At 44.5% G+C, this 12,068-nt stretch carries 9 protein-coding genes; 5 read left to right on the top strand and 4 right to left on the bottom strand.

Annotation, left to right across the window (positions count from 1 at the left end; all coding sequences use genetic code 11):
• The first annotated feature begins 12 nt into the window (after positions 1-12).
• The 4 genes from DW015_RS09235 (at position 13) to rnr (ending at position 4,740) form a co-directional block, all read left to right on the top strand.
• The gene (locus DW015_RS09235; RefSeq protein ID WP_117905430.1) at positions 13-1,449 is read left to right on the top strand and encodes a DUF389 domain-containing protein; all 1,437 of its coding nucleotides are present in this window, start codon (positions 13-15) and stop codon (positions 1,447-1,449) included.
• Positions 1,450-1,533: 84 nt separating this feature from the next.
• On the top strand, positions 1,534-1,788 hold the full coding sequence (gene secG, locus DW015_RS09230; protein ID WP_022287545.1) for a preprotein translocase subunit SecG: 255 nt from the start codon (positions 1,534-1,536) through the stop codon (positions 1,786-1,788).
• A 64-nt stretch (positions 1,789-1,852) separates the two neighbouring features.
• Complete coding sequence (locus DW015_RS09225) at positions 1,853-2,614, top strand: GNAT family N-acetyltransferase (protein ID WP_117905429.1); 762 nt, start codon at positions 1,853-1,855, stop codon at positions 2,612-2,614.
• 14 nt (positions 2,615-2,628) lie between these two features.
• Entirely contained in the window at positions 2,629-4,740 is a 2,112-nt protein-coding gene (gene rnr / locus DW015_RS09220) for a ribonuclease R (protein WP_117905428.1), read from the top strand.
• Positions 4,741-5,116: 376 nt separating this feature from the next.
• Here rnr and DW015_RS09215 read toward each other — a convergent pair whose 3' ends face one another.
• Positions 5,117-7,528, bottom strand: coding sequence for a glycogen/starch/alpha-glucan phosphorylase (locus DW015_RS09215; RefSeq protein ID WP_117905427.1), 2,412 nt, complete (start codon positions 7,526-7,528; stop codon positions 5,117-5,119).
• A 550-nt stretch (positions 7,529-8,078) separates the two neighbouring features.
• Between DW015_RS09215 and DW015_RS09210 the strand changes: the two genes are divergently transcribed.
• Positions 8,079-8,789 (top strand): DUF6796 family protein, encoded by a 711-nt coding sequence (locus DW015_RS09210; protein WP_117905426.1) that lies wholly within the window; start codon positions 8,079-8,081, stop codon positions 8,787-8,789.
• A gap of 104 nt (positions 8,790-8,893) precedes the next feature.
• On the opposite strand, the gene DW015_RS09205 is transcribed toward DW015_RS09210, so the two are convergent.
• The 3 genes from DW015_RS09205 to DW015_RS09195 form a co-directional block, all read right to left on the bottom strand.
• The gene (locus tag DW015_RS09205; RefSeq protein WP_347501044.1) at positions 8,894-9,805 is read right to left on the bottom strand and encodes a DUF368 domain-containing protein; all 912 of its coding nucleotides are present in this window, start codon (positions 9,803-9,805) and stop codon (positions 8,894-8,896) included.
• Positions 9,806-9,820: 15 nt separating this feature from the next.
• Complete coding sequence (locus DW015_RS09200) at positions 9,821-10,714, bottom strand: hypothetical protein (RefSeq protein ID WP_147338149.1); 894 nt, start codon at positions 10,712-10,714, stop codon at positions 9,821-9,823.
• A 94-nt stretch (positions 10,715-10,808) separates the two neighbouring features.
• Positions 10,809-11,909, bottom strand: a complete 1,101-nt coding sequence (locus DW015_RS09195) for a peptidoglycan bridge formation glycyltransferase FemA/FemB family protein (protein ID WP_022287539.1) — start codon at positions 11,907-11,909, stop codon at positions 10,809-10,811.
• Positions 11,910-12,068 lie beyond the last annotated feature (159 nt).

Raw genomic sequence — 12,068 nt, 5'->3', positions numbered from 1 at the left:
GAGGTCTGAGATTTGAAATTACAGGAAGGCAGATTTATACAAGGGCTTAGAAATATGTTCAGCCTGCGCTGGGATATGGCTGACCCTGATGAGATACATAATACGATAATATCCGGCGCAAAGCTTCAGGGTACGAATATGTGTATCCTCATGCTTGCCATACTTATAGCTTCCATAGGTCTGAATATGAACTCCACCGCCGTTATAATTGGTGCTATGCTCATCTCGCCTCTTATGGGCGGTATAACAGCCATAGGCTACGGAATCGCCACCAATGACCTGACTCTTTCAAAGGGTGCGGCAATAAGACTTGGCATACAAGTGGTCATTTGCCTTATCACCTCGACTATTTACTTTACTATCTCACCTATCACCACAGCCTCTTCCGAGCTTCTCGCCCGAACCACACCTACAGCATGGGACGTTCTTATTGCCCTTTTTGGCGGACTTGCCGGCATAATAGGTCAGACCCGTAAGGAGAAAAGCAACGTTATCCCAGGCGTGGCTATCGCAACAGCACTCATGCCGCCCCTTTGTACCGCAGGCTACGGCTTGGCAAGACATCGCCTTGACTATTTCGGCGGTGCATTGTATCTCTTTTTCATAAACAGCTTTTTCATCTGCCTTGCGGCTATCGTTGTGCTGAAGCTTTTAAGGCTGCCTCACGGCAACGATATTTCCCCGAAGGCTTTGAAAAAGATACACAGAAATATCGCTTTTATTACAGTTATTACCATGCTGCCTAGTATTTATCTTGGCTATGATATTGTGAAAAAGACAATGGATAACAGCAGTGCAGAGAAGTTTATCACCGAGAATTTTGACTTTGACGGCACTCAGATAGTGCAGAAAACTATAGATACCGATAAACGTATGATAGAAGTGGCACTTCTTGGCAAGAAGATAAGCACTGCCGATACAAAGGCACTTCAAAGCGAGCTGAAAGCTTTCGGATTGGGGGATTATAAGCTTGTGATAACACAGACTGAGGTGGAAAGCGGTGTTACCGCTGACGAGGTCGAAAAGATGCTTGAAAAGAATGCCGACGATGAGGAAACACAGAACAAGGTGGCACAGGTGCTTGCGCAGAAAGAAAACGACGACCTTAAAGCCGAGAATGAAAATCTGAAAGCACAGCTTGACAGCTATCAGAGCTATGATATAGACATGAGCGATATCGCCGAGGAGCTTGCTATCGTTTATCCAAACATAACAGGAGCGGCAGGCGGTCATATGAGCAGCCATTCAGTAGGCTCGCCCACAACAGTTAATGGCATAACAGTGGTGCTATATGAGAACAAGGCTCTTACCGATGAACAGCTCAAAACTGTCACAGAGCTTCTGAAAAAACGTCTTGACGTGTCAAACGTCACAGTTATCCAGCAGGTGGAGAAGCAGAAAGATACCACCTCAAAGGCTGAAAGCACCGATAAAAAGAAAAAGAATTGAAAAAATTCTGAAAACCCCTTGCAATCTGAGAAGATGTGTGCTATAATATATTAAAATGTATAATTATGTTTTGGAGGAACAAAAATGAGCGTAATTGAGATCGTTGCAGGCGCACTGCTGATCGTAGCCAGCCTCGTTATCATACTTGTAGTTCTTGCGCAGGACACCAAAGAGCAGGGTCTTACATCTGCTATCGGCGGTGGATATAACGATTCTTTCTATGGAAAGAACGGTTCAAACACCAAGGACGCTAAGCTTAACAGACTGACAAGGATAAGTGCGATACTGATATTCGTGATAACTCTTGCTGTAAATATCATTTATCAGATCAAGAAATAATTGCCCGCCCTGCTCCGTGCAGGGCTTTTTCTTTGCAGAAAGTAAGAACGGGGAAAAGAATGTAATGAAATGTGCAGACGGTGTAAAGAATAAGATAAGACCGCTTTTTGCGGATCTTTATGACTCGCTGATGTTTTCATATTTTGACGGCATTTTCGGCAATGCCTTTTGCGACGATACAACCGCACCCACGGCGGCGGTCATATGCTGCGGCGACTTTTATTTTGCCGCAGGGGATAAAAGCTGTGCTGATGATATGCTCACATTTTGCAGCGACAACAAAAACGCAGTCATAGTTCCTGACAGCGAGGAGCTTGCAAAAGCCTTGTGTGCCTGCGACGGACAGCTTAAAATAGTCAAAAGATATCACACCTGTCCGCCTGAAAACGACTTTGATACCGACAAACTGCGTGAAACATTATCAAGAGTACAAAATATGGGACAGCTTAAACTGTCAATGATAGATGAAGAACTTTATAAGAAAGCCTTGGCAGAGCAGTGGTCGAAGTCCTTTGTGTGCAATTTCAAAGACTTTGCGGACTTTTCAGCCCATGGCTTTGGCTTTGTGCTCACTGATAATGGCAGGATAGTCAGCGGAACTTCTGCGTTCTCATACTACGATAAAGGCGTTGAGATAGAAGTTTCAACCCGTAAAGAATACCGCCTGAAAGGTCTTGCACAGATAACTGCGGCGGCGTTTTTGCTGGAATGTGTACGCCGTGGGCTTACACCTCACTGGGACGCACGAAATCTCACCTCGCTTTCAATAGCACAGAAAATGGGCTTTGTGTTCAGAGATGAATACATAGCGTTGGAATATAAGTAAAAGAAAGGAAATTTATGAAGTTAGATTACAGAAAAATAATATACTCAAAGCTTAAAAAAGCAGGCAAAAAGCCACTGACTTTCAAAGAACTGCTGAGATCATGCAGAGGAAAGGGCTTTGAGTTTGAGAAGTTTACAAAAGCCGTTGACAAAATGAAGAAAAACGGCGAGATAATGGAAGATAAATTCGGCATAAGGCTCGTTGACCCTAAGAAATTCGTTAAGTGCGAGGTGGTAAGGCTCAATAAGACCTACGGCTTTGTGAAAAATCTTGACACTGACGAGGAAATTTTTGTTGTGGGCAAGTACCTCAAAGGCGCAATGCCACACGATATCGTCCTTGTGAGAACCTTCAAGGGCGAGGGTGCTTGTACCGAGGGCGAGGTCATGAGCATTGTGGAGGAGAATTTTGCTAAATTTACAGGCGAACTTGTGAGCGAGTTCGGCGTGCTGAAAATAGTCCCTGATATGCTGTCTAAATATGCAATGACCTTTGAGAACCCTATGAGGCTTGAGCTTCACGAGGGCGATAAGGTTGTGGCGCAGGTCACAAAGCGTGGAAACAGGCACTCTGAACACGTCTGTGAGATAGTTTCAAGCTATGGAAGCTCCATGAAAGCCTCTGCCTGCGCAATGAGCGTCCTTGAGGTCAATGGTCTGACCCCTGTTTTCCCAAGCGAGGTCATCTATGAAGCTAGGGAAGTGTCTGATTATTCCAGGATAAAAGAGGAGATACCGGGCCGCCTTGACCTCCGTGACAAGCCGATATTCACCATTGACGGCGCAGATACAAAGGATATCGACGACGCAATTTCTGTTGAACTAACCAAAACAGGTTATCTCCTTGGCGTTCACATTGCCGACGTTTCCCACTATGTTCAGCCAAAGTCACAGCTGGATAACGAAGCTTTCAAACGTGGCACAAGCGTTTATTACGCAAACCGTGTTATCCCAATGCTCCCTAAGGAGCTTTCAAACGGCATCTGCTCCCTTAATCCGCAGGAGGACAGACTTGCGTTCTCATGTCTTTGCGAGCTTGACAAGCAGGGCAATATCACCGAGTATAAGTTTGCAAAAACTGTTATCCGCTCCCGTGTAAAGGGCGTTTATTCCGAGATAAATTCACTTTTGGCAGGCAGTGACGATGCTGAACTTAAAGAAAAATATGCCGAAGTTTCAGGTCAGCTTCCTATTATAAAGGAGCTTGCGGATATTTTGTACAAGAACAAGAAAAACCGTGGCTGTCCTGAGCTTGAAACCTCTGAGAGCAAGCTTATCATCAATGACGAGGATATCTGCGTGGGCGTTGAGAGGCGTACCCGTGGAAGAAGCGAGGAGATAATAGAGGACTTCATGCTTGTTGCAAACGAGTGTGCCGCAAGATTTGGCATGGATAATAACCTGCCGTTCGTTTATCGTATCCACGAAGAGCCGTCAGACGAGAAGCTTGAATCCCTGAGAGAAGCCCTTGTCAAGCTCAACGTCCAGTATAAGCTGGGCGAAAAGGCTTGCCCTGGGGATATGTCGGAGATACTAAAAGCCGCAAAGGGTACTGATATTGACCTTATCATGAACAATATCGTTCTGAGGAGTATGTCAAAGGCAAGATATTCCACCGAGCCTGTGGGTCACTTCGGACTTGCACTGGAGGACTATGCCCACTTCACCTCGCCTATCAGACGTTACCCTGACCTGACTATCCATAGAATAATGTCAGCTTTTCTCAGTGGCAGCAGTGCAGAGGAGTGCGCCACAAAGTTCAACAAGTTCGTTTACGCCTCCGCCGACCAGTCCACAAAGACGGAGCTTACCGCAATGCAAGTTGAACGTAGCTGTGAGGATTGCTACAAGGCTGAGTATATGAACGCTCATATCGGTGAGGAGTTTCAGGGAACAGTGGTTTCAGCCGTTGAGTTCGGTCTGTTTATCGCACTTCCTGACACCTGCGAGGGACTTCTTCATACGGACAATATGCCTGACGGTGAGTATGTCTGCGACGATATGGTGAGCCTGAAAAACCTTACAAACGGAATGGAATATCGTGTGGGCGACTCTATCAGAGTAAAGGTGATAAACGCAAATGTAAACTCGGGCAAGATAGATTTTGCACTTGCTGACGAGGACTAAATTAGAAATCAAAAGGACGGTGAAGAAAAGCCGTCCTTTTTTGTGTGTAAAAAAAATGTAGGGGCTGGCGCCCTCGACAGCCCGCCTTTCTCGCACGTCACTATTTATGTTGCTTTTCACATTGAATAAACATCGCACAAACAATGTAGGGGCTGGCGCCCTCGACAGCCCGCTTTTCTCGCACGTAACTATTTATGTTGATTTTCACATTGTATAAATATTGCACAAACAATGTAGGGGACGGCGCCCCCGACGTCCCGATATTCTCGCCCGTTATGTCGCCCTACAAATCTATGGCTTTATGAATTGCATATATGTACAAAAAAATCGGACAGCCGCACCAAGCAACTGTCCGATAATTTTTTGTATTAATAAATTACTTTGAAAGACCCCAAATATCTCTAGCGTAGTCCTCAACAGAACGGTCTGCGGAGAAAATGCCTGCGCCTGCAATGTTAGCAAGGCTCATCTTCTGCCACTTTGTCTGATCCTTGTAGCACTCAGAAGCGTAAGCCTGTGCCTTCTGGTAAGAATCGAAGTCCTTGAGAGCCATGTATGGGTCAGAGTTCTTCAGGCTGTCAGCGATCTCATTGAACTGCTGTCCGTTGATGCCGTACTGAAGTGTGTCGATAGCCTGCTTAACAACTGTGTTTGAGTTGTAGATGTCCATAGGCTTGTAGCCTGACTTGCAAGCGTTTACCTCGTCAACGTTCATACCGAAGATTATGATGTTGTCGTCGCCTACCTGCTCGTGTATCTCAACGTTTGCTCCGTCAAGAGTACCAAGTGTGATAGCGCCGTTTATCATAAGCTTCATGTTACCTGTACCAGATGCCTCTGTACCAGCAAGTGAGATCTGCTCAGAGATGTTAGCTGCCGGCATGAGTATCTCAGAAAGTGATACGTTGTAGTCCTCGAGGAAGATAACGTTGAGCTTCTCGTTGAGCTTTTTGTCTTTTTTCAGCTCCTGAGAAATGTTCCAGATAAGCTTGATGATCTGCTTTGCCATGTAGTAGCCAGGAGCAGCCTTTGCAGCAAAGATATATGTCTTTGGTACAAAATCAGCGTTTGGATTAGCCTTGAGGTAGTTGTACTGTGCAATGATGTTCAAAGCGTTGAGCTGCTGTCTCTTGTATTCGTGAAGTCTTTTTACCTGAACGTCAAAGATAGAGTCAGTGTTGAGAACAACGCCGTACTGATTCTTTACATACTTTGCAAAACTCTTCTTGTTGTCAAGCTTGATCTTTGCAAGTCTGTCAAGAACGTCCTTGTCGTCCTTGAATACAGCAAGCTTTGAAAGCTCAGCGGCATTCTTGAGGAAGCCGTCGCCTATCTTCTCGCAAAGAAGATCTGTCAAACCCTCGTTAGACTGATAGAGCCATCTTCTGTATGCGATACCGTTTGTAACGTTCTTGAACTTTGTTGGTGTGTCAAGATACTCGTCCTTGAAGGTTTCTTTCTTGATGATCTCAGAGTGTATCTTTGCAACGCCGTTTACGCTGTGGCAAGCGTGTACGCAAAGTGTAGCCATTTTCACCTTGTTGTCCTCAACGATAGACATATGTGAAACCTTAGCCTGATCCTTGTATCTCTCCCAAAGATCCTTGCAGTAACGCTCGTTTATCTCGATAATGATAGAGAAGATTCTAGGGCAAACGCTCTTGAGGAGGTTGCAGTCCCACTTCTCCAAAGCCTCAGGCATTACAGTGTGGTTTGTGTATGCAAATGTGTTTGTAACGATATGCCAAGCCTTGTCCCATGAATAGCCGCAATCATCAAGAAGAACTCTCATAAGCTCAGGGATAGCAAGTGTCGGGTGAGTATCGTTGATGTGGATAGCTACCTTTTCGTGGAGGTTGTCAAGTGTGCCGTAAACGCTCATGTGCTGATTTACAATATCGCCGATAGAAGCAGCGCAAAGGAAATACTGCTGTCTGAGTCTGAGTGACTTGCCCTCTGCGTGGTTGTCGTTAGGATAAAGCACCTTTGTGATAGCCTGTGAAATGATGTTCTTGCTAAGAGCCTTCTGATAGTCGCCCTGATTGAACATTGACATATCAAAATCAGCCATTTCAGCTTTCCAAAGTCTGAGCTTTGAAACTGCTTCGCTGTTGTAGCCTGATACGAACAGATCGTATGGAACAGCCATAACTGATGTGTAGTTCTCGTGAGTTACGCAGTGATACTGATTGTCCCAGTATTCCTTAAGCTCGCCGTCAAAACGAACCTCGACAGCCTTTGACGGAACAGGAACGAGCCATACAGAGCCGCCCGGGAGCCAGTTGTCAGGAAGCTCGGTCTGCCAGCCGTCCTCCAGCTTCTGCTTGAAGATACCGTATTCATAGCAGATAGAATAGCCTGTAGCATGATAGCCGTCGGCTGCAAGAGCGTCAAGATAGCAGGCAGCAAGTCTTCCAAGACCACCGTTTCCAAGACCTGCGTCAGGCTCACACTCGTAAATGCCGTTTATAGAAATGCCCATGTCCTTAAGGACCTTTGTAGCCTGCTTCTGCATTTCAAGGTTATAAAGAGAAGTCTTAAGGCTTCTTCCCATAAGAAATTCCATTGAAAGATAGTAGACCTTCTTCTTGCCCTCAGACTGAGTTTTAACAGTGAACTTTCTTCTCTTAGCTTTAAGAATGCCTACAACGATCTTAGAAAGAGCCTCGTATACCTGCTGATCGGAAGCGTCCTCAGGTGTTGTCTGGAAATCGTTGTGAAGAACGTCAAGAAGCTTTTCTTTAAGTTCCTGCGTGGAAATTGTTTTTTCTACAGCACTATTTGCCATAAATCTTTACCTCCTATATACTTTCAAGCCGAGCTTTGCGCTCTGCACCTTTATTACTATATTGGCGAAAACGTTTAAGAAATAAGGATAGTTTTCACCCATTGAGGGGATAGCACGCCCCTACTCCTGATAATTATACCACAAGCCGACAATTTTTGCAAGAAAAAATGCCAAACGCCCCTAAAATTTAAACACTTTTTACATAGGGCAGGCATATGATTTGTAGAAATCATAGACGATGATATGTTATTTCTGCAATAGCTGTCATATTATGTTTGGAATATAATACAGGATATAGTATTTGCCTAATTTTATTATATGGTATAGTTGCATAATTGTCAAGGCGTTCAATTGTATAAAATGCTGATTTTGGAAGAATGAACAGCAAAAGGGGGCAGTAGGGGCGGTAGTTTTTATATAATCACAAGAATATGAATTTGCTACGGGTATAAAGTGTGTTCCTGTTGACAATGAAAGGTTTTTAATATATAATGTTCACGAAGAATATCATAGAGTAAAGTTAGTTTAAGATAACTTTTAGGAGAGCAATATGGGATATGTAGAAAAAAGCAAACGCAAAGCCTATTTGCTGGCAGGCTTTGTAGGAATGTTCCTGTGCGGTATCGGCGATATACTCTTTTCATTCAGAGGCGAGGGTGTGCCGAAAGCCATAAGCGGGATAATTTCCATGAACATAAGTGAAGTGCCGCTTATTTTTTATCAGCTGTCATTTTTCATCGGCATAATCGCAATGGTGGGTTATTGGCTTGGTTCAAGGGCGATGTATTCCTACATAAAGGATAGTTTTGCAGGGGAGCACCAAAAGCTTTTGAAAACCTACGGCTTTGGTGCGGTGATGATGTCCCTTGGCATCTTCGGCATACACAGCATTTGCACAATGGCAGTCATTGCACTGAGAGCGGCGGCAGGTTCAGGACTGACCCCTGAGCAGATAGACGAGCATTTCACAGTGCTTGTGATGCCGTTCATGATAGGCACAGCATGGCAGACTATCGCCGATCTGCTTGTGGCGGTGACGTATATAATAATGGTGGTGAAAAAGCTTATCCCTGTGAGCAAAAAATGGCTTATCTGCGGCCCTGTGGTGCTGTATGTTATCTTCAACATCATAAAGGCGTTGCTCACTGCGGCAACTGACAGCACACTGCTGCCAAAGCTGTTTTCAGGCGGCGAAACATGGGGACTTTCATTTATGTTCCTGGCGATGTATTTTGCCGTAAAAAAGGATACAAAACAATAAAGCGATATAAAAACGGGCGACCCGGACCGCACCCTACCTGTGAGAAAATTCTGCAAAAAGTAGGGGCGACCTGAGGTCGCCCGTTTTGTTATGATATCATTTTATTACGTTTTTTCTTCCTCTATCTTTTTCTCAGCCTTTGCAAGCTGTTTCTTGTCAAACACACTCTTTGCTACCTGAATACCGAACACGATCGCCGCACCGATGATAAAAAATACGATGCTGAATGTGCCGAAGGACATAGGGTCTTTAGGCTCTTTAAGCGTTGTAGGACCTATAACTATGGCGTACAGCGAGCCTATCATCATGCCGATAACGCAGTAGATAGTCTGGCTTCTGAACTTTTCAAGAGCCTTTTTGATAAGCCTGAGGGTAATGAACACCCCGAGGATAATGCCGATACCCAAAGAGCAGAGAAGTCCGAAATACTCGAAATTCAGATGAAGGAACTCTTTTATTCCCGTGATAACAGGCATATAAAGACCGAATGTGAGAAGTATGGTGGAGCCTGAAATGCCGGGAAGCACCATTGCAGATATTGCGCACATTCCTGCAAGAACAACGAATATCACTGTGCCTATATTCATGTGAGAAACGTCAGCACCGCTGCCGGAGGGATTTATAAGGGAAATGCCCACAACGATAGCAATGCCGATAACAGCCCATACGATGTTGTAATATTTGCCCTTTATGCTCTCTTTTTCTTCCATTATCATGACCGGTATCGCCAGAATGATAAAGCCCAGAAACAGCGAGCTTACCTTGTAGATGCCGCTTTCAAACACGTTTGCAAGAACGCTTACTGCAAGAAGCATACCGATCACCCAGCCCACGCCAAGCTTTATAAGAAAGAAAAATGCTTTTTTACGCTTTGCATTGTCACGTCCCATAATGTCGTTAAGGGAATTTATGAAGCTGTCATAAAAGCCCAGCAGGAACGCTATCGTTCCTCCCGAAACTCCGGGGACGCTGTCCGCAAGAGCCATGCAAAAGCCTCTGAGTGCGTTTATTATCATACTTGTTTCTATGCCTTAAAAGGCATATCCTCCTTCCGTGGTGTTGTCTGCTTTCGTATCAGCAGACTTTTCTTTTGTTCTGATGTAAGCTTTTTCTACCTGTGTCATAAGTTTTCCAAGCTGTGCTTCCTGCTTATCGTCACTAACGAGCGCCGCACTTTTTTCAGCCGAAGCCTTTGCCGATCTCACATCACCCTGAGCGAGAAAACACTCGCCCTTGTAAAGCTCACAGTTGCACCTAAGCGTTTTGTCAGCGTCACGGCTTTTCTCTGCACTATCAAAAAACTTCACCGCCGCTTCAAAGCGTTCGTTGAAATATTCCAGCAGACCAAGTGTGAAAAGCATTTGCCCATTGCGTTTACCGAGAAGACCTCGCTTGAAGTAATGCTCTGCCGAAACAAATATCTCGTTTGCCTGAGAAATATCACCTGACATGAGCCTGCCGTAAAGAAGCAGTTCAAAATACTTGTTCTGATCTGAGGGGGTAAGCTTATCAAAAGCTATGCGGTCAAGTGTGAGAAAACAGTTTTCAAAGCGTTTTTCTGAAATGTAAACGGCGGCAAGCTTCAAAAGCCCGTGACCCTTATCTTTGTTCTGCCTGAGAAGATATTTTTCAAGAAGCTCAAAATATTCGTCACAGCCGCCCTTTTTAGCGTAGAGCCTTTCGAGCTTTTTTATTTTGAATACCCATATGAAAAGCCCTGCAAGCTCAACGATGCACAGGAATATAAGACAAAGAGGGAGCGCTCTCATAAAAACGTTTATGCAAAACTGCGCTCCATAGCGACAGCCCTTTGAAAGCCATGCAATGCACATCACAGCATAACTCAGCACCAGGCTCAATGCGGCAATGAGCCACAAGGTCCTTATAACGCCTTTATGCACCTTGCTCACCTCTTTGTAAATCATATCACATATAAGTAAAGATCAAATGTTGTCTGTGTAAAGAATGGGTAAAAATGTATAAACTGTTCAAAAATTTTTAAATTTAATCTATTGCCGTCTACTGCATATCCTTATTTCTGTTTTTGAGAAGCTTCTGTCTTTTGCGTTCGTGTCTATCCATAACTATCTTTTCGCAGAAGTCTACGACTTTCTTCATGAAAGGCTTGAAAATGTAGAAAAATTCGCCCTCATAGGTAACGACCTCGCCGTTAAAGCCCTTTTTGAACTTGTATACGCCGTAGTTAGGGTTTGTTTCATCGTTGTAGAATGGTATGCCCTGAAAATCATAGATATAGTTTTTGCCCTCCAAGGCCCAGTTTATCATCGTCCACTGCATGAGATAGTTAGGGTAGAGGTTTCTGTGGTGGTTTGCGGAAGCACCGTAAACATAGCAGGTCTTGCCTGCATACTGTGTTGTTACTGCACCTGACAACGGTATCTGCTTGCCGTCCTCGTCAACATAGCACATGAAAAGTCGGCAGTGTTCAGGACCAAGACCATTGAGCATTTTTACAAAATACTCCTTTGAACGGATAGAGAAGCCATCTCTGATACCTGTTGCCTGCATGAGAGGGTAGAAATCGTCAAGAGCCTCAGTGCCGCAAGCCTTGCAGTAAACGCCCTTTCTAGGGGCTTTTCTGATACGGTTTCTCCAGTCAGGCTTGAAAGTAGCCATGACCTCGTCAGGGGTCTTGCCCTCGATATTTCTGAGCATATAGTTATTACGAGCCTGAATAGTGGTCAGCTCAGCCGCTTTGTGTATGTGCTTGAAGCCCATGTCCTCGATAAGCTTTGTACACTTGTCGTCGCCCTCCTCAAAACAAGGGTCCCACATAAACTGGTAGCATTTGTATTTCTTTGCAAGCACCTTTACGCCCTCGAAAAGGTCGGTCATGATCTCTTTATCAGACCAGTCGCAAACAGGGCCATGAGGGGCATACATAAAAGTAACACCGAAGATAGGTACTTTTTTGATTATGATAAGGCAAGTTCCACGGATATTGCCGTCAGCGTCACGGGAGATAACAGCGTCCCAGCCCCAGTTGTCCTTTACCTTCGGCCATTTAAGGGATTGCATGAAATTGCCGTATTTGCTGGTGCTTGCGAACTGTTCATATTCTGCAAGGAGTTTTTCATCGGACTTATTGATTATTTCCATTTTATAAAGATCCTCTCTGTAAGAATTTTTCTGTTATTATGCACTATTTCATTTATTATACTACATATTACGGGAAAAATCAAGGGGGAGGGGAGTTTAAGTGAGGAGGGGAGTGTAGTGCTACAATAGATATTGGACAAAATTAAGAAAAAAGAAAAG

The organism is Ruminococcus sp. AF37-20 (assembly GCF_003460465.1).
In the GTDB taxonomy this organism is placed as follows: Bacteria; Bacillota; Clostridia; order Oscillospirales; family Ruminococcaceae; genus Hominimerdicola; species Hominimerdicola aceti.
Note: the sequence above shows the minus strand (reverse complement) of the source record. Positions and strands in the feature narration are given on the sequence as shown.

Coding starts and splice junctions, on each gene's coding strand:
- secG (WP_022287545.1), top strand. CDS start 1,534: ATGAGCGTAATTGAGATCGTTGCAGGCGCACTGCTGATCGTAGCCAGC.
- DW015_RS09225 (WP_117905429.1), top strand. CDS start 1,853: ATGAAATGTGCAGACGGTGTAAAGAATAAGATAAGACCGCTTTTTGCG.
- rnr (WP_117905428.1), top strand. CDS start 2,629: ATGAAGTTAGATTACAGAAAAATAATATACTCAAAGCTTAAAAAAGCA.
- DW015_RS09215 (WP_117905427.1), bottom strand. CDS start 7,528: ATGGCAAATAGTGCTGTAGAAAAAACAATTTCCACGCAGGAACTTAAA.
- DW015_RS09210 (WP_117905426.1), top strand. CDS start 8,079: ATGGGATATGTAGAAAAAAGCAAACGCAAAGCCTATTTGCTGGCAGGC.
- DW015_RS09205 (WP_347501044.1), bottom strand. CDS start 9,805: ATGATAATAAACGCACTCAGAGGCTTTTGCATGGCTCTTGCGGACAGC.
- DW015_RS09200 (WP_147338149.1), bottom strand. CDS start 10,714: ATGATTTACAAAGAGGTGAGCAAGGTGCATAAAGGCGTTATAAGGACC.
- DW015_RS09195 (WP_022287539.1), bottom strand. CDS start 11,909: ATGGAAATAATCAATAAGTCCGATGAAAAACTCCTTGCAGAATATGAA.